Origin of the sequence: Psychrobacter sp. FDAARGOS_221, assembly GCF_002313155.2 — a bacterium.
Lineage (GTDB): Bacteria > Pseudomonadota > Gammaproteobacteria > Pseudomonadales > Moraxellaceae > Psychrobacter.
This window is the reverse complement of the sequence record NZ_NWFK02000001.1, coordinates 1,214,746-1,241,131: the sequence shown is the minus strand read 5'-3', so window position 1 is coordinate 1,241,131 and position 26,386 is coordinate 1,214,746. Positions and strand designations below refer to the sequence as shown.

The 26,386-nt window shown below is 43.3% G+C and carries 29 protein-coding genes; 21 read left to right on the top strand and 8 right to left on the bottom strand.

Annotation, left to right across the window (positions count from 1 at the left end):
- Positions 1-4: 4 nt before the first annotated feature.
- From rplF to rplQ, 12 genes are all read left to right on the top strand, one after another.
- Entirely contained in the window at positions 5-538 is a 534-nt protein-coding gene (gene rplF, locus A6J60_RS05140; RefSeq protein ID WP_096065022.1) for a 50S ribosomal protein L6, read from the top strand.
- Between the two features lie 11 nt (positions 539-549).
- A complete protein-coding gene (gene rplR / locus A6J60_RS05135) occupies positions 550-900 on the top strand; it encodes a 50S ribosomal protein L18 (protein ID WP_096065021.1) in 351 nt (116 codons plus the stop codon).
- Between the two features lie 2 nt (positions 901-902).
- On the top strand, positions 903-1,400 hold the full coding sequence (gene rpsE / locus A6J60_RS05130) for a 30S ribosomal protein S5 (protein ID WP_019671650.1): 498 nt from the start codon (positions 903-905) through the stop codon (positions 1,398-1,400).
- 34 nt (positions 1,401-1,434) lie between these two features.
- Complete coding sequence (rpmD, locus tag A6J60_RS05125) at positions 1,435-1,614, top strand: 50S ribosomal protein L30 (RefSeq protein WP_019671651.1); 180 nt, start codon at positions 1,435-1,437, stop codon at positions 1,612-1,614.
- Positions 1,614-2,063, top strand: coding sequence for a 50S ribosomal protein L15 (gene rplO, locus A6J60_RS05120; protein ID WP_096065020.1), 450 nt, complete (start codon positions 1,614-1,616; stop codon positions 2,061-2,063). The genes rpmD and rplO overlap by 1 nt, the downstream gene beginning before the upstream one ends.
- Positions 2,064-2,068: 5 nt before the next feature.
- On the top strand, positions 2,069-3,400 hold the full coding sequence (gene secY, locus A6J60_RS05115) for a preprotein translocase subunit SecY (protein WP_096065019.1): 1,332 nt from the start codon (positions 2,069-2,071) through the stop codon (positions 3,398-3,400).
- Positions 3,401-3,443: 43 nt separating this feature from the next.
- Positions 3,444-3,560 carry a 50S ribosomal protein L36 gene (gene rpmJ, locus A6J60_RS05110; protein ID WP_007394227.1) on the top strand — a complete coding sequence of 39 codons (117 nt, stop codon included), beginning with the start codon at positions 3,444-3,446 and terminating at the stop codon, positions 3,558-3,560.
- 254 nt (positions 3,561-3,814) lie between these two features.
- Positions 3,815-4,171, top strand: a complete 357-nt coding sequence (gene rpsM, locus A6J60_RS05105) for a 30S ribosomal protein S13 (protein WP_096065018.1) — start codon at positions 3,815-3,817, stop codon at positions 4,169-4,171.
- Positions 4,172-4,191: 20 nt separating this feature from the next.
- The gene (rpsK, locus tag A6J60_RS05100; RefSeq protein ID WP_007394225.1) at positions 4,192-4,584 is read left to right on the top strand and encodes a 30S ribosomal protein S11; all 393 of its coding nucleotides are present in this window, start codon (positions 4,192-4,194) and stop codon (positions 4,582-4,584) included.
- Positions 4,585-4,708: 124 nt separating this feature from the next.
- Complete coding sequence (gene rpsD, locus A6J60_RS05095; protein ID WP_096065017.1) at positions 4,709-5,350, top strand: 30S ribosomal protein S4; 642 nt, start codon at positions 4,709-4,711, stop codon at positions 5,348-5,350.
- 39 nt (positions 5,351-5,389) lie between these two features.
- Positions 5,390-6,397, top strand: coding sequence for a DNA-directed RNA polymerase subunit alpha (locus A6J60_RS05090; RefSeq protein ID WP_096065016.1), 1,008 nt, complete (start codon positions 5,390-5,392; stop codon positions 6,395-6,397).
- Positions 6,398-6,417: 20 nt separating this feature from the next.
- Entirely contained in the window at positions 6,418-6,777 is a 360-nt protein-coding gene (gene rplQ, locus A6J60_RS05085; protein WP_096065015.1) for a 50S ribosomal protein L17, read from the top strand.
- Positions 6,778-7,007: 230 nt separating this feature from the next.
- On the opposite strand, the gene A6J60_RS05080 is transcribed toward rplQ, so the two are convergent.
- On the bottom strand, positions 7,008-7,628 hold the full coding sequence (locus tag A6J60_RS05080; RefSeq protein WP_096065014.1) for an L-threonylcarbamoyladenylate synthase: 621 nt from the start codon (positions 7,626-7,628) through the stop codon (positions 7,008-7,010).
- Positions 7,629-7,751: 123 nt separating this feature from the next.
- Positions 7,752-8,375, bottom strand: coding sequence for an elongation factor P hydroxylase (locus A6J60_RS05075; protein WP_413772377.1), 624 nt, complete (start codon positions 8,373-8,375; stop codon positions 7,752-7,754).
- A 468-nt stretch (positions 8,376-8,843) separates the two neighbouring features.
- Between A6J60_RS05075 and A6J60_RS05070 the strand changes: the two genes are divergently transcribed.
- The 6 genes from A6J60_RS05070 (at position 8,844) to lysM (ending at position 13,218) form a co-directional block, all read left to right on the top strand.
- A complete protein-coding gene (locus A6J60_RS05070; RefSeq protein ID WP_096066484.1) occupies positions 8,844-9,407 on the top strand; it encodes a YceD family protein in 564 nt (187 codons plus the stop codon).
- Between the two features lie 434 nt (positions 9,408-9,841).
- A complete protein-coding gene (rpmF, locus tag A6J60_RS05065; protein ID WP_011959737.1) occupies positions 9,842-10,024 on the top strand; it encodes a 50S ribosomal protein L32 in 183 nt (60 codons plus the stop codon).
- A gap of 131 nt (positions 10,025-10,155) precedes the next feature.
- Positions 10,156-11,148, top strand: a complete 993-nt coding sequence (gene fabD / locus A6J60_RS05060) for an ACP S-malonyltransferase (RefSeq protein ID WP_096065013.1) — start codon at positions 10,156-10,158, stop codon at positions 11,146-11,148.
- 2 nt (positions 11,149-11,150) lie between these two features.
- The gene (fabG, locus tag A6J60_RS05055) at positions 11,151-11,879 is read left to right on the top strand and encodes a 3-oxoacyl-ACP reductase FabG (protein WP_096065012.1); all 729 of its coding nucleotides are present in this window, start codon (positions 11,151-11,153) and stop codon (positions 11,877-11,879) included.
- Between the two features lie 355 nt (positions 11,880-12,234).
- The gene (gene acpP, locus A6J60_RS05050; RefSeq protein WP_096065011.1) at positions 12,235-12,477 is read left to right on the top strand and encodes an acyl carrier protein; all 243 of its coding nucleotides are present in this window, start codon (positions 12,235-12,237) and stop codon (positions 12,475-12,477) included.
- A 237-nt stretch (positions 12,478-12,714) separates the two neighbouring features.
- Positions 12,715-13,218, top strand: a complete 504-nt coding sequence (lysM, locus tag A6J60_RS05045) for a peptidoglycan-binding protein LysM (RefSeq protein ID WP_096065010.1) — start codon at positions 12,715-12,717, stop codon at positions 13,216-13,218.
- Positions 13,219-13,465: 247 nt separating this feature from the next.
- Here lysM and queG read toward each other — a convergent pair whose 3' ends face one another.
- Entirely contained in the window at positions 13,466-14,683 is a 1,218-nt protein-coding gene (gene queG, locus A6J60_RS05040; RefSeq protein ID WP_096065009.1) for a tRNA epoxyqueuosine(34) reductase QueG, read from the bottom strand.
- 75 nt (positions 14,684-14,758) lie between these two features.
- Here queG and A6J60_RS05035 point away from each other — a divergent pair, with 75 nt between their 5' ends.
- Positions 14,759-16,531 (top strand): NAD(P)H-hydrate dehydratase, encoded by a 1,773-nt coding sequence (locus tag A6J60_RS05035; RefSeq protein ID WP_227526069.1) that lies wholly within the window; start codon positions 14,759-14,761, stop codon positions 16,529-16,531.
- 130 nt (positions 16,532-16,661) lie between these two features.
- On the opposite strand, the gene A6J60_RS05030 is transcribed toward A6J60_RS05035, so the two are convergent.
- From A6J60_RS05030 to A6J60_RS05020, 3 genes are all read right to left on the bottom strand, one after another.
- On the bottom strand, positions 16,662-17,951 hold the full coding sequence (locus tag A6J60_RS05030) for an APC family permease (protein ID WP_096065008.1): 1,290 nt from the start codon (positions 17,949-17,951) through the stop codon (positions 16,662-16,664).
- 70 nt (positions 17,952-18,021) lie between these two features.
- Positions 18,022-18,597, bottom strand: a complete 576-nt coding sequence (locus tag A6J60_RS05025) for a hypothetical protein (RefSeq protein ID WP_127891433.1) — start codon at positions 18,595-18,597, stop codon at positions 18,022-18,024.
- Between the two features lie 152 nt (positions 18,598-18,749).
- A complete protein-coding gene (locus A6J60_RS05020; RefSeq protein ID WP_096065006.1) occupies positions 18,750-19,313 on the bottom strand; it encodes an NUDIX hydrolase in 564 nt (187 codons plus the stop codon).
- 165 nt (positions 19,314-19,478) lie between these two features.
- On the opposite strand from A6J60_RS05020, the gene A6J60_RS05015 reads away from it, so the two are divergent.
- Positions 19,479-20,255, top strand: coding sequence for an NUDIX hydrolase (locus A6J60_RS05015; RefSeq protein ID WP_096065005.1), 777 nt, complete (start codon positions 19,479-19,481; stop codon positions 20,253-20,255).
- A 34-nt stretch (positions 20,256-20,289) separates the two neighbouring features.
- Here the strand turns inward: A6J60_RS05015 and A6J60_RS05010 are convergent, their stop codons facing one another.
- Together A6J60_RS05010 and A6J60_RS05005 are read right to left on the bottom strand one after the other, a co-directional pair.
- Positions 20,290-21,357 carry a biotin--[acetyl-CoA-carboxylase] ligase gene (locus A6J60_RS05010; protein ID WP_096066482.1) on the bottom strand — a complete coding sequence of 356 codons (1,068 nt, stop codon included), beginning with the start codon at positions 21,355-21,357 and terminating at the stop codon, positions 20,290-20,292.
- 197 nt (positions 21,358-21,554) lie between these two features.
- Positions 21,555-21,869 (bottom strand): DUF4298 domain-containing protein, encoded by a 315-nt coding sequence (locus tag A6J60_RS05005; protein ID WP_096065004.1) that lies wholly within the window; start codon positions 21,867-21,869, stop codon positions 21,555-21,557.
- 219 nt (positions 21,870-22,088) lie between these two features.
- Between A6J60_RS05005 and A6J60_RS05000 the strand changes: the two genes are divergently transcribed.
- Positions 22,089-26,036 carry an AAA family ATPase gene (locus A6J60_RS05000; RefSeq protein WP_096065003.1) on the top strand — a complete coding sequence of 1,316 codons (3,948 nt, stop codon included), beginning with the start codon at positions 22,089-22,091 and terminating at the stop codon, positions 26,034-26,036.
- Positions 26,037-26,386: the final 350 nt, after the last annotated feature.

The window sequence follows — 26,386 nt, the reverse complement described above, 5'->3', positions numbered from 1 at the left end:
CCCTATGTCTCGTGTGGCTAAAGCCCCAGTAGCACTGCCTAAGGGCGTAAGTGTTACTTTGAACGGTCAGCAGGTTGAAGTTAAAGGCAGCAAAGGTACGATGTCTTTACGCCTGCATGATTTGGTCGAGCTAAAACAAGAAGATGATCAACTGATCTTATCACCTGTTTCTGACTCAAAAGATGCTTGGATGCACACTGGTACAATGCGTTCTACTTTGAACAACTTTGTTATCGGTGTTTCTGAAGGCTTCGAAAGAAAATTACAACTGATTGGTGTTGGTTACCGTGCACAAGTTGCTGGTAACAAAGTAACCCTACACGTTGGTTACTCACATCCAGTTGAATATACACTTCCAGAAGGCGTTACTGCCGAAACTCCAAGCCAAACTGAAATCGTTTTAAAATCTAACGATAAGCAGGCTTTGGGTCAAGCTGCTGCGAAAATCCGTGGATATCGTCCGCCTGAGCCATATAAAGGTAAAGGTATTCGTTATAGTGACGAGCATGTGGTTCGTAAAGAAGCTAAGAAAAAATAAGGTGAAATGACATGTTTGATAAAAAAGCTGCTCGCTTACGTCGAGCTAAAAAAACACGTGCCCACATCCGCTACTTGGGTGTGCATCGGTTAGTAGTTAACCGTACTCCACGCCATATTTATGCTCAGATCATTTCTCCAACTGGCGGAGAAGTATTGGCTCAAGCATCAACGCTTGACAGCACTTTACGCTCTGGCGCTACTGGTAACGTTGAAGCTGCAAAAGCTGTAGGTCAACTTATCGCTGAACGTGGAAAATCTGCTGGCATCACTAAAGTCGCTTTCGACCGTAGTGGTTTTAAATATCACGGTCGTGTTAAAGCATTAGCAGAAGCCGCTCGTGAAAATGGATTGGAGTTTTAATCATGGCTAAAGTAGAACAAAATGACGGTTTAGTAGAAAAGTTAGTTTCTGTTGACCGTGTATCGAAAGTAGTAAAAGGTGGTCGTATTTTCTCATTCACCGCATTAACAGTTGTTGGTGATGGTAATGGCCGTGTTGGTTTTGGACGTGGTAAAGCTCGTGAAGTGCCAGCTGCAATCCAAAAAGCACTTGAAGCTGCTAAACGTAATATGATCACAGTTGATCTTGATGGTGTTACCTTACAACATCCAATCGTAGCTCGTCATGGTGCTAGTAAAGTATACATGCAGCCTGCTAACGAAGGTACTGGTGTAATTGCCGGTGGTGCTGTACGTGCGGTACTAGAATCAGCTGGTGTTGAAGACGTATTAACTAAGTGTTACGGTTCAACAAACCCAACTAACGTAGTTCGTGCAACATTCAATGGTTTACGTGATATGTCGTCACCTGAAAAGGCGGCTGCAAAACGTGGTAAATCTGTAGACGAAATCTTGGGCTAACCATTTTTTTAGAATATATAGTAGGTGAGTTACGATGAAAACAATGAAAGTTACTCAAATTAAATCTGGTGCCCATCGCCTCAAGAGCCATAAAGCATGTCTTAAAGGCCTTGGTTTACGCCGTATTGGACACACAGTTGAAGTTGAAGACACGCCTTCAACCCGTGGAATGGTGAATCGCATCAATTACATGGTTAAAGTGGAGGAAGCGTAATGGGACTTAAGTTAAACGAATTATCACCAGGCATCGGTGCTAAAAAAACAGCACATCGTAAAGGCCGTGGTATTGGTTCAGGTCTTGGTAAAACAGGTGGCCGTGGTGTTAAAGGTCAAAAATCACGCTCAGGATCAAGCATCCGTCGTGGATTTGAAGGTGGTCAAATGCCTTTATTCCGTCGCGTGCCTAAGTTTGGTTTTACCAGTCAAATGGCATTAACAACGGCTGAAGTACGTCTATCAGAATTAAACAAGATTGATGGCGACGTTGTTAGCATTGAAACGCTAAAAGCTGCAAACATTATCCGTCATGACATGAAACGTGCGCGTATCATCTTATCTGGCGAGATTAAGAAAGCTTATACATTTAAAGGTGTTAAAGTGACCAAAGGTGCTAAAGCTGCTATTGAAGCTGCTGGCGGCACAGTTGAGGAAACACAGGAGTAATTTAAATGGCTAAGCAATCTGGCCCTACCTCTGCTATTCCATTGAATCCACTCGTCTTTATTCGTAAGTATGATGAGCTTTGGAATCGCTTATTGTTTTTAATAGGGGCGTTGGTTGTTTACCGTTTGGGTTCACATATTCCTGTACCTGGGATTAATCCAGTCAGCTTAGCAGAGCTGTTCTCGCGTAATGAAAACACCATCCTGAGTATGTTTAACATGTTCTCAGGTGGTGCATTAGAGCGAATGTCTATCATGGCACTCGGTATTATGCCGTACATCTCTGCTTCGATTATTGTGCAAATGATGTCTGCAGTATTGCCATCATTAGAAGCACTAAAAAAAGAGGGTGAGGCGGGTCGTCGTAAACTGAATAAGTATACGCGCCAAGGCACTCTCTTTTTGGCATCTATCCAAGCCATATTTATGTGTACTGGATTAATCAGTCAAAACCTAACCCTGTCATCAGGGCTAACATTTTACATTCCTGCTGTAAGTTCGCTTGTAGCAGGTGCCATGTTCTTGATGTGGCTAGGCGAGCAAATTACAGAGCGCGGTGTTGGTAACGGGATTTCAATGCTGATTTTTGCCAGTATTGTTTCTAGCGTCCCAAGCATGTTAGGTCAATCATTTGAGATGGTTAAGACCAACCCTCAAAGTTTGATTATCCTGTTGATATTTGCTGTGTTAGGTATCGCAGTGACTGCAGGTATTGTGTTTATTGAAAGAGCGCAACGTCGTATTCCAGTCAACTATGCACAAAAACAGCAACTAGGGCGTAAGGTTTATGCCAACCAACAATCGCATTTGCCGCTAAAAATTAACATGGCTGGGGTTATTCCTGCCATTTTTGCCAGTGCTTTGTTGATGTTTCCAGCCAGTTTAGGTCAGTGGGTAGGTAGTTCCGCAGATCCAAGCATGTGGGAGCAATTCTTACAAACAATGTCACTAGTTTTGGCACCAGGCCAACCACTTTATCTTGTGTTGTTCGGTGCGATGATTATTTTCTTCTGTTATTTTTATACCGCGTTAGTATTTAGTCCGCGTGAAGTAGCAGAGAACTTGAAGCGTAGTGGTGCTTATATCCCAGGTATTAGACCAGGATTACAAACACAGCGTTATTTAGATCATGTATTAAATCGCCTTACATTTATTGGTGCTATTTATATGACAGTGATCTGTTTAATGCCGATGCTATTACAGTCTTCATTTGGCATACCTTTCCATTTAGGTGGAACCTCACTGTTAATTATGGTAGTCGTAGTAATGGACTTCATATCCCAGTTGCAGGCTCACTTAATGACACATCAATATCATGATCAGACGTTGATTAAATAGGTTTAACGCTTATCAATTAGTGTCTGCTCAACAGGAGAATATTATGAAAGTTCAAGCATCTGTAAAAAAGATCTGTGGTAGCTGCAAAGTTGTACGCCGTAAAGGTAAAGTACATGTTATCTGCAAAGCAGAACCACGTCATAAACAGCGTCAAGGTTAATTTTTAAATTTGTGCTAAATGTAATTTTTAGCAACAAATTTTAAGGTTATACTTGAATTATTAAGGCGGATGAGTTATCATCCGCCACTTGCCGTCGTTTGTAAACTAGTTTAACTATTAATGCAAATGGCAAAATCTGAAACATAAGTCTAAGACCAAAGGTCGTTAGCAATATTTTGATTAAGTTCTGACTATTGTTAATCAGCGATATATAAGGTCAGTTAGGCTCATTTTTCATAACTGGAGAGAAATCAATGGCTCGTATTGCCGGCGTCAACATCCCGGATAACAAGCATGCAGTGATTTCATTGACTTATATTTTTGGTATTGGTCGTACTACCGCTAAGCAAATCTTAGAAGCGGTTGGTATTGAGCCTACGACTAAAATCAGTCAATTAGATGACACGCAGCTTGATGCTATCCGTGCACAAATTGGTAACTACATGGTTGAAGGTGACCTTCGTCGTGAAGTTTCAATGAATATTAAACGTTTGGTCGACTTAGGTTGTTACCGTGGTATTCGCCACCGTCGTAACTTACCTGTAAGAGGTCAAAACACGAAGAATAACGCTCGTACTCGTAAGGGTCCGATTCGTTCAATTAAAAGATAATTAACTTAGGAAGCTAAAAGATGGCAAAAGACACCCGTGGTCGTAAAAAAACGGCACGTCGTTCGGTATCCGAGGGCGTAGCCCACATTCATGCGTCTTTTAATAACACCATTGTAACGATTACTGATCGTCAAGGTAATGCATTGGCTTGGGCCACCTCAGGTGGACAAGGCTTCCGTGGTTCACGTAAATCAACACCATTCGCAGCTCAGGTTGCAGCAGAAGTTGCTGGTAAAGCAGCTCAAGAAACTTATGGTGTTAAGAATGTCGATGTTCTGGTTAAAGGTCCAGGACCGGGTCGTGAGTCTGCGGTAAGAGCCTTAGGTGCATTAGGTTATAAAATTAACAGCATATCTGATGTAACCCCAATCCCACACAACGGTTGCCGTCCGCCTAAAAAGCGTCGCGTATAACTATTGTTGCCGTATATGTCGCTATATAACCCTATTTAATTATATAGCGGTAGTACGGTGTGTGAATTAAGACGAAACTACCGTTACAAGTTACTATTAAGACGTAACTCAAGGAGACACAAGCATGGCCCGTTATATAGGTCCAAAATTAAAGTTGTCGCGTCGTGAAGGTACTGATTTACAATTAAAATCAGGTGTTAAACCTTATGACGTTAAAACTAAAAAAGCAGGTCGCGTACCTGGTCAGCATGGCAATACACGCAACAAAGCGTCTGAATACTCATTACAGCTACGTGAAAAACAAAAAGTTAAGCGTATGTATGGCGTATTAGAGCGTCAGTTTGCTAACTACTATAAAGAATCTGCACGTGCTCGCGGTGCAACTGGTGAAAACCTATTGCAAATGCTAGAGCGCCGTTTAGATAACGTTGTTTATCGTATGGGCTTTGGCTCAACTCGTGCTGAAGCACGTCAGTTAGTCAGCCATCGTGCCGTTATGCTAAAAAGAGCTGGTCGTGATGAGTTTGTTCGTGTGAACATTCCATCTATCCAAGTTCAAGATGGTGATGTTATCGCTATCCATGAAAAAGCGAAAGAACAGTTACGTATTAAGAATGCTATTGAATTAGCTACTCAACGCGGTATCCCTGAGTGGTTAGATGTTGATCATAGCAAAATGCAAGGTACATTTAAGCAAGCGCCAGATCGTATTGATCTACCTGCAGAAATCACCGAAAGCTTAATCGTTGAATTGTATTCTAAATAATCGCTAACAATAATTTGATTAACTAATCGAGGTGACAATATGATGCTTAATGCTACCGAGTTTCTGACCCCTAATGCCATTAATGTGGATGCGGTTGATGAAACCAATGCAAAAGTCACGCTCGAGCCGTTAGAACGCGGCTTTGGGCATACCTTAGGTAATGCCCTGCGTCGCATTCTTTTATCTTCATTGCCTGGTGCAGCCGTTATTGAAGCAGAAATTGAAGGTGTGGATCATGAATATTCTACACTTGAAGGTCTGCAAGAAGACGTTTTAGATTTATTATTAAATTTAAAAGGTCTTGCGATTACAATGCACGATCAAAATGAAGTGTTTTTAACACTAGACAAAAAAGGTCCTGGCATCATCACTGCGGCAGATATTGAACTGCCACATAATGTTGAAATTGTTAACCCTGATTTGGTACTAGGCACACTTGGTGAGCGTGGTCATTTAAAAATGCGCTTACGTGTGGTTATGGGCCGTGGTTATGAGCCTGCTAACCTACGCCGTGAAGATGGTGATACTAAAGCAATTGGTCGTTTGAAACTAGACGCCAGCTTTAGCCCTGTTTCACGTGTTGCTTATCAAGTTGAAAATGCTCGTGTTGAACAGCGTACGGATTTAGACCGTCTAATCATTGAACTTGAAACCAATGGTACGATCGATCCTGAAGAAGCCATTCGCAAAGCAGCAACTATTTTGCAGCAACAAATCTCGATTTTCGTAGATTTAGAAGCAGAAGAAGCGCCAGAGCCTGTGAAAGAAAAAGAAGAGGTTGACCCTGTACTATTACGTCCAGTGGATGACCTTGAACTAACGGTTCGCTCAGCAAACTGTTTAAAAGCTGAAAACATTTACTATATCGGCGATTTGGTACAGCGTTCAGAAACTGAACTACTGAAAACACCAAACCTTGGTAAGAAATCATTAACCGAAATTAAAGACGTATTAGCGTCTAAAGGTCTTGAGTTGGATATGCGCCTAGAAAACTGGCCACCAGCAGATCTACGTGTTGATGATCGTTTTTCTTATCGTAGCCGTTAAACTATAAAGGATATTTGACCATGCGACATCGTAAGAGTGGAGTTAAGCTGGGTCGCACCGGCAGCCATCGTAAGGCAATGTTCCAGAACATGACAAACTCTTTGTTTGAACATGAACTGATCAAAACAACATTACCAAAAGCAAAAGAGCTGCGCCGTGTAGCTGAGCCTTTAATTACTTTGGCAAAAGAAGATTCAGTTGCTAACCGCCGTTTGGCTTTCAGCCGTATGCGCAATAAAGATATGGTTGGCAAATTATTTGGTACACTAGCACCACGTTATCAAGATCGTCCAGGTGGATACTTACGTATCATCAAATGTGGCAATCGTGATGGTGATAATGCACCAATGGCATATGTTGAACTAGTTGATCGTGACTAATATTTGATTTCGGACGTTTTATGTCCGATTAAATAGACTCGATTCTAGTAGTTTAACTGCTAATAAAAGAACCTCAGTAGCTGTTTAGATTCATGTTTTTAACATGATTCAAAGTAGCCACTGAGGTTTTCTTATGTTGTACTGTTTATGATTTGATATGAGTCGCACTTTATTTTTGATGCTTAAGATTAGCGATGTGCTGTAGTACCTAACTTATGCTTAACTAGCATTTAACTTATAAGCTCAGTCACATCAGCTGCACCTTGACGTATTAGTTCAGGCGGACACTGTGTCATATCGACGATAGTGGTTAATTTGGTGGTTAAGATACCGGCATTAATCATTAAGTCTATTTGATTGGCCAGTTTGTCCTCAATCTCGAAAGGATCATCAAGAGTAAGTGGTGTATCTGGAAGTATCAACGAGCTGGTCAAAATAGGCTCACCCATATTCTCTAGTATCATTTGTGCAATTGGGTTCTCAGGAACGCGAATCCCTATGGTTTTTTTCTTAGGATGTGACAGCTTTTTGGGCACATCTTTTGTCGCCTCTAAGATATAAGTAATGGGCGCGGGCGTATTGGCCTTTAATAATTTGAACTGCTGGTTATCGACAGTGGCGTAAGTCGCAATTTCACTTAAGTCACGGCACAGTAAGGTAAATTGATGTTTGTCATCTAATTGGCGAATTAAACGCAGTTTTTCAATCGCGTTCTTTGAACCAATTTTGCAGCCAAATGCGTAACTGGTATCGGTAGGGTAGACAATAAGCTCATCTTTATTAAGCGCATCGACGACTTGCCCAATTAATCTGGGTTGTGGGTTGTCTGGGTGAATGTAAAGTGTTTGCATAGCTTGACTCCTTTTTATGAGGTTGAATCGTCCTATTTATAATTGTTTTTTTGTGGTTAACGCTGGATATTTGCGCTTTATTTAAACGATCTTAGTTAACCTATTTGATCGTATGTGTCTGATTTAACACACCTCATCCACTACAATAGTATCACGGCAGGTGTAGGCTAGGGCAGTTAAAAGTGTTTGAGCATCTTTAGGCAGTGTTTGAGGCTGATTGATATAGTGAGTGGCCTGATTAAACACATCGACTGCAAACGTACTTTGACTGGTGTCAAAATCAGCGTGCAAGTTATCTTGTGATACTCTAAAGCGTCTGCCACACATCAGGCTAAATAAGCACTCAATGGCCTGAGGTTTAATCTCTACTTGCTCAAAGACCTTTTGTTGCGCCTCTGTACGTCCATCGGGGGCATACCAGTAGCCGAAGTCTGATAAGGTACGTCGACGTGCACCTGCGATGCTCCAGTGGCTAATTTCGTGTAACGCGCTTTGAAAGAAACCATGCGCAAACTGAATGCGAGCGGGTTGTTCCTCAGTAGCTGGGAAGTATTCAGGCTCATGCTTACCACGTACTAGAACCACGTTTTGTGATGCAAACAACGCATTAAATAAACGTATCAGCCAGTCGACTTGTTGTGCTTCGATATCTTCAGCACTGTGCTGGTTTTGTTGTTCAGACTGGTGAATAAGCTGCCACTGCTGCTTAAATACCGCCAGTGTATTAGACGGCTCACTGTGTGACATCTGACTTTTTAACGACGCGAGTTGCTGTCTTAGAGTGTCACGAAGCTGTATAATGGGTAAATGATAAAAATTAGGGTCTGACATATTACTTGCCAACATAGTGTTACCAATTAAAGTTCTTATCAAAAAGATGATGACTAAACTGAGTTAGTTAAAAGTTTTGAAGATTGGATGGTATATTTGCTTTAGTCTTAAACGACAGAAGTCATTTAGCTGAGTAAGCATTATAGCATTACCAGTGAGTAGACAGATAACCCCAGTAACAGTACACAGCCCTTGAAACTTAGGTTTTAAGCAACAGATAGATAACAGAGACAGCCAGTTATTAATAATCAAACTATTAACAATCAAACTTTATTAAAGACAAATAGACCGTCATAAACGTTAGACAAAAGTTAGTCATAGTGTGTGATAAGTAATTATTAACAACAATTAAAATATCAATCGACGAATAAAATGGATAAAACATTGAAAAATAATACTGAAAACAACGCAGCCGTACTACCGAACCATGTTAATTTAGAGAAATGGGAAGAGGTGGGTTACAGTTGGTCAGGTCGTGTGACACCACGCCAGTTTAATCGCCTGCTTGATATTGTACCGGAAGAATATCAGGACCAACCTATCGAGCTGGTCTGTGAGCTAAAAAAACAAGGTCAGTTACTGGTATTAACCCTGGCGTTTACTGGTGATATCTGGGCCATTTGTCAGCGCTGCTTAAATCCACTTAACATCGATGTTACGCATGATGCGCAGCTGATATTGTTGCAGCGAGAAGAGCAGCAAAGCCTGGTTGATGAGGCGGATGACTACTTGCTGCTTGAAGAGCTACTGGCGGAGCAGCCTGAAAATCAAAAAGGCGATCGCTTGTTACCACTGAAGAAGCTGGTCGAAGATGAGCTGTTACTTGATGTGCCTTTATCCGCTAAGCATGATGACTGTGAAATGGCAGTTGTGCAAGTGGGTGAAATCATCGAGGAAGAAGCTGAGAATCCTTTTGCTGCTTTGGCCTCGCTAAAAGGTAAGCTTTAAGTTTAATACAGCTTATTATGAACCGTTTGTGATATGACGTCGCTTTAAGTGGTACTATAGGGCCGAATGCGATATGGCTTTCATCAACGGCATAAATTATAATAGCGCAAATTTTGCTGTTATCCGTATTATAGAAAGTACATTTGTAACTGGCTTTAGCACTGGTTACGAATAGCCCTTTATTTTATGTGATAAAGCGAGTATAATCTCTCGTTTATTATTCCCAGATTTTTAACCTATTTGATTTTTAATAAGAGTTGCTCTTATTGAGGTCAATAGAGAACTCATTTTGCTAAGTGAGTAGCGTCATACAATCGCAGGGTTTAACCACTTAAAGCGTAAGATTCTAATCTTGACACCTGAGTGACTAAGCCATTGCTTACGGTAATGACCCTACCTAACTTGCAGTATATTTTAGAATAGGAGCAAGACCCATGGCTGTTCAAAAAAGTCGTAAAAGCCGCTCACGCCGTGATATGCGTCGTTCACACCACCATATGGAAGTTGCTGAGCTAAGCATTGATGCCACTACTGGTGAAAAACATCGTCGTCATCACATGACTAAAGATGGTTTTTATCGCGGCCGTCAGTTGTTCAAAGCGAGTCAAGAAGACTAACTGTCCACATCCTAGATGATCGTGGAGCAGTACAAGAGCTAAGCTTTACTAATGAGAATTATTATTAGTGGTGCTTGGCTCTTTTTTTATTTGTATCTTTTTAGATATCCTTAGGCAGAAGAAGGCTTATAATGTCACTAAAACAATCTCAAGCAGTTAAAAAACAAGGTCAAATCGAAGTGCCACGTCGTATAGCTGTTGTCTTCCCTGGTCAGGGCTCACAAACGGTCGGCATGCTAAATGAGTTGGCTGAATCTTATCCTATTGTTGAGCAAACCTTTTCAGAAGCCAGTGAGGCGTTGGGTTTTGATTTATGGGCCATCTGTCAAGATGAGGCTGAGCTTGCAAAAACTGAATATACTCAACCTGCGTTATTGGCAGCCAGTATAGCGGTATGGCGTATATTGCAAGATACCACTGATATTGAGCCGCTTTATTTAGCAGGTCATTCACTGGGTGAATACAGTGCGCTATGTGCAGCAGGCGCTATTAGCTTAGGTGATGCGGTGCAACTGGTGCATACTCGTGGTCAACTCATGCAGCAAGCGGTGTCTGGTATAGAGACAAAAATGGCCGCTGTATTGGGCTTAGATAACAGCCAAGTTATTAGCATCTGTGAGCAAGTTGAAAGCAACGATGATGATGCCATAGCAAGTCCGGCAAACTTCAATAGCCCAGGCCAAGTCGTGGTTGCTGGTAACGCTAAAGGTATGGAAATATTAGGCCAGCACATTCAGTGTACGGGCAAAAAAATGGTACCGCTTAAAGTCAGCGTACCTTCACACACCTCATTAATGCAGCCAGCCAGTGATGCATTAGCTGAGAAGTTAGCACAGTGTGAGTTTGAACTGCCAGAGATTCCGGTGATTCAAAACAGACATGCGCATGAAGAGAAGACAGTAGCAGCCATCAAAAAAGCGCTAGCAGAGCAGTTGAGTCATCCTGTATTATGGACACAGACCATGCAGAAGTTAGCAGATAAACACATCAATTTAATTATTGAGTGCGGTGCAGGGACGGTATTAAGTAATCTAGCTAAGAGACAAGAAACCCCCATTGTGGCTTTTCCAACTGATAAGCCAGAACGTCTCACTAAGCTATTTGATAAATTAAATGAGGAGTAGTTATGAGCCGTACAATTACATTAGTAACAGGTGCCAGTCGCGGTATTGGTAAAGCCATTGCCAAGCGTTTTGCTAAAGAAGGTCATTTCGTGATTGGTACGGCCACAACCGCTGAAGGCGCACAAGCCATTGATGAATATTTGCATGATGCCGGTGGCATTGGGCGAGTATTAAATGTCACTGATCAAGAACAAATTGATAAGCTGTTTGAAGAGATTGAAAGTGTGTATGGTAGTGTGCAGGTACTGGTAAACAATGCCGGTATTTCGCAAGATGGGTTGTTGATACGCATGAAAGACGAAGACTGGGATAAAGTGTTAAACACCAACCTAACTTCGATTTATCGCATGAGTAAGCGTGCTATCAGAGGCATGATGAAAGCGCGTAAAGGCCGTATTATCAATATTACCTCTGTGGTTGCACAAATGGGTAATGCCGGTCAGGTCAACTATGCTGCAACCAAAGCGGGCATCGAAGGCTTTAGCCGTACGTTAGCGCGTGAGATTGGATCACGCCAAGTAACAGTTAACTGCGTGGCACCAGGCCTGGTTGAGACCGATATGACAGATGAGCTAGATGAGCGCTTATTGAACTCTATGCTGGATGCAGTGCCTGTTGGCCGTTTAGGTCAGCCAGAAGATGTCGCGGCAGCAGTATCATTCTTAGCCAGTGATGAGGCAAGCTATGTTACTGGTGCTGTGCTTCCAGTCAATGGCGGGATGTACATGTAGAATGCGTCTTTGATTAAGTAATAGGTGTGTCCATCAGCGGCAATGATGAAAGTGATGATTAATTGTATAAAATTGCCAACATGGGTGGACTTTTGCCTACAATAGCGGTTACTATTACTAAATTAAGTGTACAAGTGTACATTAAGTGATAAGATGGTTAACAGCTAGGATGTAGAAGTGTTAGTCAGCCACTTATTGCAACAGACTTATTAATAGGCTTAGTTGTACTAAGGCATAAAAACAGTCACAGAAAGAGAGTGACAGAAGACTTAGTGACACAAAGGTTGCTAACCTTCTGAATTTAATTTACCATTAAATTATTAACCGTTTGATACCATAAATAAAGGAAGTTGTTATGAGCGAAGATATTGAATTAAAAGTAAAATCAGCAGTAGCAGAGCAGTTAGACGTAGATGTTGAAGACATCAAAAATGAGTCTTCATTTATCAATGATTTAGGCGCTGACTCATTAGATTTGGTTGAGTTGGTAATGACATTTGAAAATGACTTTGACATCACAATTCCTGATGATGATTCAAATGAAATTACTACCGTTCAAAAAGCAGTTGATTACATTAAATCAAAACTAGAATCATAATCGATTAACATAGTAGTCATAACTGATACCAAAAAAAGACCATACTTAACTATAAATAAGTATGGTCTTTTTTTATTCTATTAATTAGCAGTCGCTTTGTTTAAGATTTGTGTGGTAATAAAAACACTGTTGAATTTAATGATAATTGAGCTATTATTAATTCAGCTATTACCAATAGCGAAAAGCTGTTTAATTATAAACTTAAAAAAATCAATAATATGATTAGGAGAAAATAATATGGGTATGTTTAGTTTTGCCAAAGACATCGGTGATAAAATTTTTAATCGTGAAGATGCTAAAAAAGAAACTGAATCAAACGCTGATGCGTCAAAAGCACCAGCTGCAACTGAACCATCAGCACAATCAGTTGCTAACTTACTATTAAAGCGCATCCAGCAACAGAACTTAGATATCTCTGAGCTGAAAGTTAAATATAACGGTTCAACAGATACTGCTGAAATCAGTGGTAAAGCTAAAACCCAAGCAGATCGTGAGAAAGCCATTATCGCTATTGGTAATGTTCAGCACGTTGCTAAAGTTATCGACAACATTGATATCGAACAAGATGCGCCTGAATCAACTATGTATACCGTTAAATCTGGCGATACCTTGTCAAAAATCGCTCAAGAAGTATATGGCTCTGCCAACGAATACAACAAAATTTTTGAAGCAAACAAGCCAATGCTATCAGATCCTAACAAGATTTATGTTGGCCAAGTACTACGTATTCCAAAGCCATAATTGATTGCAGTAGTTAGTCTTTAATTATTTAATAACTAACGCAAATAACTACGGACAAATAATTAGACCAAAGGCGGTAATTGCGAGGTTAACACTTTTCGATTTTCAGTCTAATCTAATTATCAGCATAACAGATGCTATAAAGCCATTGACCTTAGGTCAGTGGCTTTTTTATTTTATGCTAATTCTTCTTTAGTTCTTTGTTGTATGCAGTGAACGAGAATGTTGGATTCAGACGCGGGTTCGATTATTGTGGTGCTTTATCAAGCTGTTGATTGATGGCCCAATGGATATGTTCATCAAGTATCTCATTATGCTGACCAAGGCGCTGTTGTAACGCTTCAATATGAGCTGTGGCGTAAGGTGCATTGCCAATACCGATAGAGACGTTGCGTAAAAAGTTAATATAGCCAGTACGGCGTATGGGGCTGCCTTCTGTGCGTTTTAAGAACATCTCTTCTGTCCACTGCCACAAATCTAATAGCTGACTGTTATCTAAATTATGGCGGGCATGAAAGTCATCGATTGGACTGGTTTTTGCATAACGATTCCAAGGACAAATCAACTGACAGTCATCACAGCCAAAGATTTTATTACCGATGGCTTGGCGGTACTTTGGATCAATACTGCCATCATGCTCAATGGTTAGGTATGAGATACAGGCATCGGCTTTGAGTTGATAAGGACCGAGAATGGCTTGAGTCGGACAAATATCAATACACGCTTGGCAGCTACCGCAATGTGCAGTGACTGGCTTATCCTCAGGCAACTCAAGGCTTAAAAACAACTCACCCAGTACAAAAAATGAGCCAGATTGACGATTAATCAATAAGGTATGCTTGCCAGTCCAGCCCAGACCAGCAGCATCAGCAAGCGGGCGCTCAAAAATAGGCGCTGAGTCGCTAAAAGGACGAAACACAAAAGGCTTGTCTGCGCCGACATTAAGATGTTGCCACTCAGGCAGCATGGCTTCTATCTGTTGAGCCAGCTTTTTTAAGCGCGAGCGCATCACCTTATGATAGTCACGACCGCGGGCATAACGGGCAATAATGCCATGGTTGGGACGATGGTTGTCTTCCACACGTCTTGGTTTTGGTGTGACCTCAAGATAATCCATCCGCACTGACACAATGGTGCGAGAGCCTTCAACCAATAAGCCAGGGTTGGCGCGCTTGTCATGGTTATTTTCCAAAAAAGTCAGCTGTCCGTGATGTCCATGTGCTAACCAATCGCGTAGCCCTTGCATTTGTGCCTCAAACACCGGGTTGTCAACACCAATAAAGCCGCAGTCTGCAAAACCCAATGCAATCGCCTGCTCACGTATCCATGACTTGATATCTTCAGCATGCTGAAAGTCGTTAATCGCAATGTTATCACTAGTCGCAAACCCTTCTGTATGTGAACCAGCTTTAGCGCCAGTTTGGGCGTTGACTGAAGGCGTTACATGGTCTTTGGCGTTAGGCATAATAATAAACTCAAGACTTAACTAAAGCGCTATGATAAGTGATAATAAACATAAAACAAAGGGAGTCGCCGTCTTATGTCAATCTCAAAATCACCGTTAAGTCCAATGGCAAGTTTCATATCAGATTCAATGCATAGCCCAACGACTTTATTAGGTAACGGCAGCAACAGCCGACAGTCGCAGTATTTGCCTGTCTCAAAGCCTGCGCAGCCATTGTTTATACCTAAGCAGGTATATCAGATTGAAGCCTCTTGGTTCGATCAGGGCAATCCCAGCTTTGGACTGATGCAGCAAGCAGCGTGGCAAATGGCGGATTGGATATACCACAATTTACAACCGCAACGGGTACAATCTAACAATGCACCCCATACACAAGCCAGTAATGCGGTTAGTGACCAGATTAGTGTATGGATTGGCAGCGGTAACAATGGTGGTGATGGCTGGCTGGTCGCCTGCTATTTGTCTCAGCTAGGTGTATCAGTGCATGTGGTAGAGGTCGCACAGGTGAAGAGCGCAGATGCGGTGTCTGCGAAGTATCAAGCGATTAAACAAGGGGTAAACGTTAGTCAGTTCTCTGATATTAAGCACAGTCCGTCTGCCTTATCGACACCTATTATTGTCGATGCACTGTTTGGGATAGGCTTAGACAGAGCGCCACAAGGCGTCTATGCAGAGGCGATTGCTATCATCAATAGGCTAAAGGCACATAACTCAGAGTACCATCAAGTGGTCAGCATCGATGTGCCTAGTGGTCTAGCCTGTCACACAGGGCAGGTATTTGATGGCTGTGCGGTAAGCGCTGATATTACGTTGTGTTTAGTCGCTCGTAAGCTAGGACTGCATATTAAAGATGGGCCAGATTATAGCGGTCAGGTGGTCGATCTGCCACTCATTGCTAGCGTATTAGAGATGACACCCACAGCTTATTTGCTACAAAGCGCTTATTCGCTCAATGCTCGGGCATATAATTCGCATAAGGGTAGCTTTGGCCATGCGCTTATCATAGGTGGCAATCAGGTTGATGGCTCCCAAGGGATGGGCGGGGCTGCTTTGCTAGCGGCGAGTAGTGCGCTGGCGGCAGGTGTTGGTAAATTAACGGTTGCATGTCACTCAGCATTCCATAGCAGCTTAATTACCAAAGTGCCTAACGCGATGAGTGTTGACTTGCATCATGAGCAGGCGGTGACGTCGCTTATCAGTCAGTGCGATACGGTTGCCATTGGGATGGGATTGGGCCGAGATCAGCAAAGTGCACATTTATTTGAACACTATCTGCAGGCAGTATTGGACAGTAAGGCAGATCTGATTATTGATGCTGACGGGCTATATCATCTGGCCAGTTTGGTAGATACTCAGCCTCAAGTATTAGAGCAGCTTAAAGCGCATGCCAGTCAGCGCCAAGTGTGGTATACACCGCACAGTGGTGAAGCAGCAAGACTGTTGGGGACGAGCTCAGAACAAATTGAATCTGATCGATTGGCTGCGATTAATGAGCTGGGGCAGCGTTATCAAGGCTGCTGGCTGCTTAAAGGGGTTGGGTCTTTAGTGCTGGATCAGGCGCCAGCTCAGGTGCGAACTCAGGGAACAGGTCAGCAGCAGCTTTATGTATGCGCGGCAGGTAATCCGGGGATGGCCACTGCTGGGATGGGTGATGTATTGTCTGGACTAGCGCTTGGTTTATTGGCTCAATCTGATCTGTCGTATCAGCAGCGCAGTTTACAACAAGCGGTCATGATTCATGCGTTAGCAGGTGATTTGGGGCGGCAGCAAGTTGGCGAGTGGGCGCTACAAGCCAATGATATGGCACAGCTGATTGGTGAGGTATTAAAGCAGCTAACGGTTAACTAATATAGCAATGCAGCTGACTCACCAACAAAGCTAAAGCACTAATCAAAGATAAAGGATTAATCAAAGTAGAAAGTTCAGCTCGTAATGTTGGTAACAAGTTAAGTGTTAGTTGGGTTGCAGTTGCGTTGGTTTAAACGGGTTTTGGTTGTTTGGCGCGTAGTCGGTAATGATGTAGCATCCAGCCTAATGCCATTAGAGCAAGAGGGATGAGAGTCAACCAGCCAAAGCCTGTGATTAAAAAAGCACAACTGGCTAAGCCTAAAAATCCAATCAGATAAGCAAACCAACCCTTATTAAGCTTTAAATAACAAACCACAGATAGGACGTACACTAAGATAAAGTTTTGGTTAACCAGTGCCAATCCGGTCTCTAGTGGCAATATACCATCAAATACTAGATAGCAAATCAAACACAGCACAGCGCCAGTGGTTAATACACTGGCCTTAGGTATGCCATCAGCGCTAAGACTGCCTAAGTATCTGGGTAAAATACCTTCTTTGCCTGACGCATATAATGAGCGACTACAAGCGAAGACCCAGGCATTCACATTGGCCAAGATAATAAGCACAATAAGCGCATAAGCGATGGTCTCAAAGCGTGTGTTTTCGAGCAATGCCAGTAGGCCGGTGACACCACTGACCGAAAAACCATTGACTGCTGCACCAGCGGTCAACACGGCTAATGATAAATAAATGGCACTGACTATCACAAATGCCCATAAATAAATCCATCTTATGGCGCGTTTAGACGCATCTGCATCTTCACCACTGACTTCCTCACTGCCAAAACTCATGTTTTCCCAGCCTAAAAAAGCCCAGAAAATAATGGCGCACACTGCCCACATGCTATCAAAGGAGACAGCGTCAATGTTTTGCAGTGCATCGGCGTAGGCTGTCATCCCAGAGGATAAAAAGTGGTCATGAGCCAATATCATCAGCGCAATGAGGATGATTAACGAAGCGACCGATAAGGTATTAAGCCAACCTGAGGGTCTAAGCCCTAAATAATTGACCAAAATAGACAGCGCTAAAATGGCCCATATTAGCCAAAGCAAATTATCATGAGGTAAGCCTAATATTTGTTGTAAATACATACCGCCCATATAGATGCCAAGCGGAATACCAAAGGCAAAGCTAATGGCTAAAATCAACGACACAGCCGTCTGCGCCCACTTGCCAATGGCTAAACCAGCAAAGGTAGCCACGCCGCCTGCATTTCGCACCTGCAATGACAGTTGCATAAAGATAATCACTAACGGGATAGACAGTAAAATCGACACAATCCAACCTAAAGCAGCTACTTCAACGCCGCCGACCTTCACCGCAAGCCCGGGTAGACCAAGTAGTCCTGAGCCAACCAGGCTGCAAATCGCCAATACCACACCTTGTGGTATGCTCATGTTTTTTTTCAAAGCGCTCATAACAACCTGTCTACGACGTTAATTGGTGGGAGTAAATATATTGATTTTATAATCGATAACGGATTGTATTTTACGAAGTGTGGCAGTATTGCGCCAGTAGTTGCTCGGTATTTTTCAGTTTTAACTCGACATCGGCTGCTGTAAAGTAGGTGCGTAGACCCGTCGCATCGATTTCATAAATACGACCGCCTGCATTAAGGTTAGTCAGATTCACTTGTAGTGTTTGACATTGATGTTGATGCGCAGGGTCTTTTGCGGTGACTGATTTAGCCGCAGAAATAGGCGCAATAGCAGCGTAGCTTGAAGAGGGAGCGGTTAGGTTTTGAGGATTTGGGGATGGACTGCTATAAAGATTTGGATTGCTATGACTACTGTTATTTGCAGCTGGATTGTTAGTAGCAGCCGGATAGCTAGGCTGGGCAGCCAGCTGGCCACTGTGACTTTGTTGACCATCAGCGCGTAATTGTAATATCACCGCACCTGAGTTAGATTCAGGAGCAAATTGTGAGTATTTCACCTCACCAAATTTACCGATGCTTTTATAAACGGTTTGATTTGGGCTTTGCGCATGGCCAAGCTGCATAAGGCTTAATAGGCAGGGTAGGACCAAATAGGGTTTAAAGCGAGATAAGTGAGAGTGAGGCAAACGGCATCCTTAATGGGGTGTCAGTCAGGTCGGGGCTGATCATCATTTGTGGTAAGGGTTACAGCGAGGATGGTGTTTAACCAAAGCTAGGGCTATTTATAAGGGTTGGCTATCACTATGAGTGCACAGGCAATAGCCAACCTCAGCAAAAATTAATAGCGTCGGATACTCTTATCTTTTGGAATCACTTCTTGGTGGATAGGGAAGTTGCTGTGGTCATCGATAGACTGACGGTCGTTAAAATAATGCTTTAAGGTTCGTTTAACCGCCTCAAATGCAATCTCATCCCACGGAATATCCTCTTCACTGAACAACGCACATTCTAAGCTTTCGGGTCCCACATCGTATTGACCGTCTTTTAATTCGTTTAGATAAAGCACGTAAATTTGCCCGATATCAGGGATATCAAACAAGCAGTATAAATGGGGGTGAATAGCGACGGCATCGGCTTCTTCGACCGTTTCTCGAGCGGCGCCTTCTGCCATTGTCTCGCCAATTTCCATAAATCCGGCAGGCAATGTCCAATAGCCGTATCTGGGCTCAATGGCACGGCGACACAGTAGCACTTTACCTTGATGAATCACCACAGAGCCACAAATGACTTTGGGGTTCTCGTAATGAATATAGTCACAGTTAGGACATACCAAGCGAATATTATGATCGCCCTCTGGCACTTTATGCTCTGCTTGGTGCCCACATTGTAAACAGTATGCCATGGATTAGTCCTCATCGTTGTTATAAAGTTAGACGCTTATCAAGATAGCATACTTACAGATTTGACGTTAGTCTAGCGCTAAAATCGACACAGTCTAAGACTAGCTAATTGTCTATGTTATCGGTATATTATGGATTGAAACTTATAACACGATTGACCAACCCCCATGCCTGATGACCTAAATGACTTAAATCACCATCAAAATTACAAAACCGCTTTGTCTGCTCGCTTTGAAGAGTTGGCTGTTGTGCTACCTGAGCAGGTCTCTCAGCCGACGTTAAAGCAGTTAGTAACTCGGGTGCAGAACAATATGCTGCAACAGCAGCAGGGTAGCGGTGAAATTGCGCATGCCCAACGCCTATTGCAGCAGATGTTAAACAGCCCCAAGGCAGATGCGTCAGTTTTGGTGCTGATTACTAACGAACCCAAGCCGAAGATGTTATTAACTCGGCGTGCAGCGCATTTAAATAGTCATGCCGGTGAGGTGTCTTTTGCTGGTGGTAAACATGAAGCCGAAGATGGCAACAATGTAGTGACTGCTTTGCGCGAGGCTTGTGAAGAGACCGCATTACCTCCAAAAAAAGCACAAATTGTTGGTCAGCTGCCTACTGAGGTTTCCAAAAAAGGGTTGATTGTACGCCCGATAGTGGCTTTGGTAGAGCCGCCGATTACTTATGTGCCAGAGCTGGGTGAAATTTCACGTATCTTTTGGGCAGATTTTGAGCAGCTGATTACTCAGCCAATTGTCGATCATATTTTGCCCTATAAGCTCGGTGATCAGACGATTATGATCCGAACGCCGAGCTGGCAGGTTGATGGTGAAGTAGTGTGGGGTCTAACAGGGCGTATCCTATCAAGCTTGTTGGATATTGGTTTTGATCGTAAAGTGCCTTGGTATTATGAGCCGGCTGACACAGACGCCAAAATCCCTCCATCCTCATAGTTTAAGTCCGAAGTTCTAATTTTTAAGCTCTAAGTCACGAGTCAATCAAGCGCAGGGTGCCGGTATAGATATAGGTTGTTGCTGCGGTTGAATGTTGAGTGACCTTCAAACTCCCATCCTCATTAATACCCTCTACCACACCGGTTATGGTTTTTTGGATGAGTGACGTTTGTTTTGACTGAGGATTCGACTGGGGTTGTGACTGGCTCTGCGACTGTTTATGAGACTGGGATCGAATGTTTTGAGTAATACAAATATCGCGCCCTGCCAGTACATTCACCGCACTATAATCATTAATAAAATGTGGCAAAGCATAAGGGTCATGGCCAAAGCGATTAAATTGGTCAATGGCCTTTAATAGTGTGGCGCTGACAGAAATATATAAGTCTTGTGCGCGTGGCAAAGGCATGCGTGATGTATTTAGCGTAGCGCTAGCCGGTTTAGTATTATTCGCTGACAAATTATCAGTCGTCGAGTCATCAACCGCTGCCTGCGTTTGCTCAATAATTTGTGACAGGCTAATGGCCTGATAATCCATCCCTTCTTTGGTTTTCTCAGATAGTAGCGGTGCTGCCTCAATATTGATGCCGACACCCACTACCACGCCGGTTATTTTGTTATCGGTCATCACCGGTTCAATTAAGATACCCGCTAGTTTGTAGAAGCTGGTGTTATTGCGGGTGTCTAAATCATAATAGCCAATATCGTTGGCCCACTTAACACCAATGACAGGTAGGCCTAAGGTTTTGCGTTGGCGATTTAGGCTTTGAATTAATGGCAACTGAGTCAGATGGTAGCCGACCACTAATGATAATAGCCCTGATAACGGGGTGCTGAGTGGATGGTACAACGACAAGTAAATATTGCCGATGGGTGATTGCCAGGTGCGGGTGTGTTGGCCACGTCCTGCCGTTTGCATACTCGCTGTCAGCATGTAGGGCTCAGACTTGCTGATATTGCCAGACGCCAACCCTTGAAGAACTTCGGTATTGGTTGACGCACTGACCGCCACATGATGATGGGTCAAGGGCATATGCTGCGCAGTGTTTGAGCGGCTAGTAGAAGTGTTGTTAGCTGTCGAATATGGGGTAGAGTCAGACATGGCATGAGGCATAGAGATAACTTATGATTGACAGGTTGAGTGATTAAAGGCTAGGTGATTAATGGCACAGGCGATTGAGAATTTAGCCGGTTGAGAATGTAGCCGATACAGGGACACAGCATAGGAGTGTCAGTGTTCAATATCGTTACACCAATATACGTCAACCATTAAACACGCAAAGCCAACAGCAGCGCAAGCTATTTGTTATCAAGCGCATCGATACCCAGACGGATCCATTTGCGTGCAACTTCATCATGTTCGGTTAACATATTCCACAAGGCGTCTTCGCTAAAAATAGAATGCGCTTCACCTGAATAATCAATCGGCAGATCTGCTTCACGGTCAGCCATCCACTTTTCATCTAAATAATAAGCTTGTAACTCTTGCTTTAATGCTTCGGCTTCAAGCCATTGTTCCTGAGCTTCGAGCTGCTTTTTATACAAGCTGTGCCAACGTTCATATTTTTGTTGTAGCTGTTGTGGGCTATTGGTTGGTTGTTCTGGCGTGGCCATAGCGTTTCCTTTTATCTATATTGTTGTATTGGTATGGATGTATTGGTTAATAGTTTACTCAAATCCATGTTGAATATGAATCAAATGCAGCATAAATAGCAGATAAATAAAGCTGAAACCTGCAAAATAATGATAATTACGCTAAAATAGCGGCGCTTTATCAGCACATCCTATTATTGCATTAAATCCCTTGCTCTTTTAACCAACTATGCGGCCTTCATGCGTCTAAAATCTCTGAAACTATCAGGCTTTAAATCCTTTGCCAATCCAACTACTTTCACCTTCCGTCATGGCATCACTGCTATTGTCGGACCAAATGGCTGTGGCAAATCCAATGTGATTGATGCCATTCGTTGGGTACTGGGTGAGTCCTCTGCTAAGCAACTGCGTGGCGGCGCAATGAGTGATGTGATTTTTGCCGGTACTGAGAATAAGGCAGCCAAGAGTTTGGCCAGTGTTGAGCTCACCTTTGAGCATACCCAGGATGAGCAAACTGGGATTCGACATGAGCTCAACCTGTATCATGAGCTGTCAGTGCGACGTCAGATTAATGCTGAAGGTAAGTCGGATTATTTTATCAATGGCACCCGTTGTCGACGCCGTGATGTGGTCGATGTATTTTTGGGTACAGGTCTTGGTCCTCGCAGTTATTCGGTTATCCAGCAGGGCATGATTGGGCGCATTGTTGATTCAAGCCCGCTGCAGCTACGTGAGTTTATTGAAGAGGCGGCAGGGGTGTCACGCTACCAAGCACGCCGTGAAGAAACCCAAAAAAAGCTGCTCAAGACACGTGAAAACCTAGAGCGCTTAAATGATATCGAGTCAGAGCTCACTCGACAAAAAAACAAACTGCTTAAACAAGCGCAAACGGCCAATCAATATGAAATGGTTAAAGATAAGCTGAACGAGGTGCGCCAGCAGTTGGCAACTTATCAGTTATATCAAGCTAAAGCGTTGCAAATAAAACACCAAGCAGAGCAACAAAAAGCAGAGCAAACCTTAAGCACGCAGCAAGCACAAGATAGCAAACTTAAGCAAAAACTAACCAAGCTTAGCGCACGACTGGCTGAAGAGCAGTGGCTAAAAGATGAGGCTCGTGATCAGCTGCATCAGCAGGATTTACAGCGTCAGCAAGCTGAGCATAAATTAAATAATGTGCGGGCAAATCTCAGTCAGCTTGAGGGACGATTGCAGGGTAATCTTGATCGCCAGCAAAAATTACAGGCGAGTATCAATGAGGCTCAAAAAGAGCATGAGCAGCAAACGGAAACTTTAGAGCGCTTATCCCCAGAGCTTGAAGCACTGCAACAACAGCAAAAGCAGATGCAGGACAAATATGCACCCTTGCAAGCGGCTTGGGAGTCTGGGCATGCCAAGGTCAGTAAGATTGAGGCGCAGCAGCGTGAGCTTGAACAACGCATCGCACTGGATAAACAATCGCAGTCTCGCTTAACGGTTGATCTGTCAAAATGGCAAAACAAACAGCAGCAGTGGCAGCAAGATGCGGTGACTTGGGGATTAATTGCTGCTTCTGAACATGGCTTGCATGCTGAGTTAGACACTGATTCTGATACTCAATCAGATGCTATGACAGACAGTGCTGAAATGATTAGCAAAACATCTCTACAGGCTGAGATTGTAGAGATTAACGAGCATCTAAAAAGCCTAGATAAGCAGCAAGAGTCTATTGAAGTTCAGTTGGACACCGAGCAGCCGGCGATCAATCAGTTAAAGCAGTCACTGAGTCAAAATCAGGGCAAGTTAGCACAGCTTGAAAAGCAGCATGCCAGTTTGAGCGCAGAATATAATACACTGCATGCCATCGTACATCCGAAAAAGCCCAAAGCTGAATCTGATAAGTCGAATCAACAACAGACTCAGAATGCAAAAGACAGCTCAGATCTGGCTGTGCAGATAACTTCTGAATCAAGCTCCTTAGCAAGTAGATTAGCGCAGCTGTCACCGCTGCATGAGCAGATTAAGCTGACCCAAGCTGGTGAGAAATACAGCGATATTTTGGACAAATGGTTGGCGTTTTGGCTAGAGGCACGAGTACTGCCAGCTAAGGCCATAACCGGTTCGAACAGTAGTGATGATAGCAATGGTGCTAACAATGAATATATGAGCTTGCTGCAGCAGTTATTGTCTGATGAGACCTTAAATCAGCAAGCTGGCAGTCATAATAAATCAAAAAATAAATCTCAAAATAACCGCAAAGCTGACAAGCAAGATATTACAGACAGCGTGTTGTTTGAAAGCGAGACGCTATCAACTGTCCAGACTGAGCAACACAAACTGCCGGCTAATTTAATTGCTGTCAATAGCTTAATAGCAGCGCCTAAGCTCCCAATTTGGCAGCATGCGTATTTGTATGTTGATCAGACAGAAGCTGGCGAGCAATCTATAGATAACACTAATTTAGACACCGCTTTAAACGCAGCAAGCGCTTGGTTAACCGCATTGCCTAAGTCAGCGGTAATATTGACCCAATCAGGATGGTTCATTAGTCATTTGGGTGCGCTGCATTTGAGCAAACTAAGTGGCCAGTCGCAACAGTCATCCTTTTTAACGCAGCGCGTTCAGCAGCAACAACGACTAGAGCAGCTAGAACAAAATTTAATTGACGTAGAGGACGAGATTGAGGGTCTAAACAAAGCGTTGAAAGCTGAATCTAACCAGCATGAGCAGCTGTCTGTGGTGATAGAGGAGCTGACAGCTCAGCTGACGGCTTTAACTCATACACGTCATGAACGACAGCAGCAGCGTGTGGCATTGGTCGCCAAACAAGAGCGTCAAGACAGCGAGCAGCAGCGCTTACAGCGTTTAAAAGACGAGCTCGATGCTGAGCATCAAGAAATACTGCAAACCCAAACACAGCTTGAACAAAAAATAAGCGAAGATACCCAGCAACTGGCGGTTCTTATTCCTGAGTTGGAAGCGGCAAAAGCTGAGCAGCAAAAGCTTGAGCAGCAGCGACAGCAGATTAGTCAGCAAGAGCGCGAAGGTAATGAAAGCTTACGTCAATTGCAACTGCAATATGGCCAAGCGCAAATGGCAGCCAAGCACAGCCAGCAGCAATTGACTCAGTATCAAGCAGATCAGCAGCAGTTGCAACGCAGTGAGCAAAAACTGACTAAAGAGCAGCAGAGCGCACAGCAATCATTACCAGAGCTTCAAGCTAAGCTAAAAGCAGTCAGCATTGAGCATCATGAGCTGAAAGTTGCATTAGATGAGCGTCAAGCTGTGATTACAGGACTGCAAGCTGAGGTCAATAGCTATCAGTCGCAGCGCGATGACTTAGAGCAACAACTGCAACAGTTGCAAGAGACGTTGGCACACAGTGTGACTCAAGTTGCTATTGCTGATGAGCGAATAAAAGATGCCAGTGAACGTCTGCAGCAGCTAAACCCTGAGCTTAATGCTGCCGCCATCTTAAATGACTATGTTACCCATGGTCGCAGCGTGCCTGACGATAAGCTAAAAAAATTGCAGGCCGAAGAGGTGCAGCTGAGTTCTCAACTTGAGAATATGGGCCCAGTCAACTTAGCGGCAGCTGCAGAGCTCGCTTCTGTTGATGAGCGCTTATTGCCGCTGGAGCAGCAGATTACCGACATCACTGCCAGTATGGATACCTTGGTAGAGGCTATCGAGTCGATTGATAGCAAGACCAAAACCTTATTTTTGCAGACCTTAGAGTCGGTCAATGCCTCTTTGACCCATTTATTCACTAAGGTGTTTGGTGGTGGTCAGGCTAGCTTAACGCTTATCAAAGAAGAGGGTGTAGAGCAAAGCGAGCAGTGGCGTGCAGGGCTTGAACTAATGGCGCAGCCTAAGGGTAAGAAGAACAGCCGTCTGGCCGTGCTTTCTGGTGGCGAAAAAACGCTAACAGCGCTAAGTCTGATATTTGCGATATTTAAGCAGCATCCAGCGCCATTTTGTGTGCTTGATGAGGTAGATGCGCCATTGGATGACGCCAACGTCGGCCGCTTTACCAATCTGATTGCTGAGTTAGCTGATGATGTGCAGTTTATTTTTATCAGTCATAATAAGCTTGCGATGCAAATCGCTGATGAGTTAAAAGGGGTGACCATGCCACAAGCTGGCGTGTCAACGTTAGTCAGTGTCAGCTTAGAAGAAGCAGAGCAGTATCTGGATGCTGCTGGTTAACCGGTTTAAGCCGCTTATTTAAATCGTCGTTTTAATTGTTTTTATGGTTTATGTTAAAAATTAGCGGTGGCTGAGTCAGAGTAGATGACGCGCTAACTGAAGCGTGCTAGACTAATGCGGGGCAATAAAAAGTAATAAGCATCAGCGCTGATTGTGTACGATAAATGCAAGCGTCAATTAGCGTGATAAACAATCTCGCCTGATATACAACCGCTAAATGTAATTATAGTATCGCGTTTAGTTAGCATCACTGATCAGATTAGCTTGATTTTGTTTGTGGTTTGCCTTATTACTGTATCTATTTATACTCTTATTCATTTCTTTCAACATTTTTGGTTTTTTAACTGTCG

Bases quoted from the DNA above. Each gene is read 5' to 3' on its own strand.
- rplF (WP_096065022.1), top strand. From the start codon at position 5: ATGTCTCGTGTGGCTAAAGCCCCAGTAGCACTGCCTAAGGGCGTAAGT.
- rplR (WP_096065021.1), top strand. From the start codon at position 550: ATGTTTGATAAAAAAGCTGCTCGCTTACGTCGAGCTAAAAAAACACGT.
- rpsE (WP_019671650.1), top strand. From the start codon at position 903: ATGGCTAAAGTAGAACAAAATGACGGTTTAGTAGAAAAGTTAGTTTCT.
- rpmD (WP_019671651.1), top strand. From the start codon at position 1,435: ATGAAAACAATGAAAGTTACTCAAATTAAATCTGGTGCCCATCGCCTC.
- rplO (WP_096065020.1), top strand. From the start codon at position 1,614: ATGGGACTTAAGTTAAACGAATTATCACCAGGCATCGGTGCTAAAAAA.
- secY (WP_096065019.1), top strand. From the start codon at position 2,069: ATGGCTAAGCAATCTGGCCCTACCTCTGCTATTCCATTGAATCCACTC.
- rpmJ (WP_007394227.1), top strand. From the start codon at position 3,444: ATGAAAGTTCAAGCATCTGTAAAAAAGATCTGTGGTAGCTGCAAAGTT.
- rpsM (WP_096065018.1), top strand. From the start codon at position 3,815: ATGGCTCGTATTGCCGGCGTCAACATCCCGGATAACAAGCATGCAGTG.
- rpsK (WP_007394225.1), top strand. From the start codon at position 4,192: ATGGCAAAAGACACCCGTGGTCGTAAAAAAACGGCACGTCGTTCGGTA.
- rpsD (WP_096065017.1), top strand. From the start codon at position 4,709: ATGGCCCGTTATATAGGTCCAAAATTAAAGTTGTCGCGTCGTGAAGGT.
- A6J60_RS05090 (WP_096065016.1), top strand. From the start codon at position 5,390: ATGATGCTTAATGCTACCGAGTTTCTGACCCCTAATGCCATTAATGTG.
- rplQ (WP_096065015.1), top strand. From the start codon at position 6,418: ATGCGACATCGTAAGAGTGGAGTTAAGCTGGGTCGCACCGGCAGCCAT.
- A6J60_RS05080 (WP_096065014.1), bottom strand. From the start codon at position 7,628: ATGCAAACACTTTACATTCACCCAGACAACCCACAACCCAGATTAATT.
- A6J60_RS05075 (WP_413772377.1), bottom strand. From the start codon at position 8,375: ATGTCACACAGTGAGCCGTCTAATACACTGGCGGTATTTAAGCAGCAG.
- rpmF (WP_011959737.1), top strand. From the start codon at position 9,842: ATGGCTGTTCAAAAAAGTCGTAAAAGCCGCTCACGCCGTGATATGCGT.
- fabD (WP_096065013.1), top strand. From the start codon at position 10,156: ATGTCACTAAAACAATCTCAAGCAGTTAAAAAACAAGGTCAAATCGAA.
- fabG (WP_096065012.1), top strand. From the start codon at position 11,151: ATGAGCCGTACAATTACATTAGTAACAGGTGCCAGTCGCGGTATTGGT.
- acpP (WP_096065011.1), top strand. From the start codon at position 12,235: ATGAGCGAAGATATTGAATTAAAAGTAAAATCAGCAGTAGCAGAGCAG.
- lysM (WP_096065010.1), top strand. From the start codon at position 12,715: ATGGGTATGTTTAGTTTTGCCAAAGACATCGGTGATAAAATTTTTAAT.
- queG (WP_096065009.1), bottom strand. From the start codon at position 14,683: ATGCCTAACGCCAAAGACCATGTAACGCCTTCAGTCAACGCCCAAACT.
- A6J60_RS05035 (WP_227526069.1), top strand. From the start codon at position 14,759: ATGTCAATCTCAAAATCACCGTTAAGTCCAATGGCAAGTTTCATATCA.
- A6J60_RS05030 (WP_096065008.1), bottom strand. From the start codon at position 17,951: ATGAGCGCTTTGAAAAAAAACATGAGCATACCACAAGGTGTGGTATTG.
- A6J60_RS05020 (WP_096065006.1), bottom strand. From the start codon at position 19,313: ATGGCATACTGTTTACAATGTGGGCACCAAGCAGAGCATAAAGTGCCA.
- A6J60_RS05015 (WP_096065005.1), top strand. From the start codon at position 19,479: ATGCCTGATGACCTAAATGACTTAAATCACCATCAAAATTACAAAACC.
- A6J60_RS05010 (WP_096066482.1), bottom strand. From the start codon at position 21,357: ATGTCTGACTCTACCCCATATTCGACAGCTAACAACACTTCTACTAGC.
- A6J60_RS05005 (WP_096065004.1), bottom strand. From the start codon at position 21,869: ATGGCCACGCCAGAACAACCAACCAATAGCCCACAACAGCTACAACAA.
- A6J60_RS05000 (WP_096065003.1), top strand. From the start codon at position 22,089: ATGCGTCTAAAATCTCTGAAACTATCAGGCTTTAAATCCTTTGCCAAT.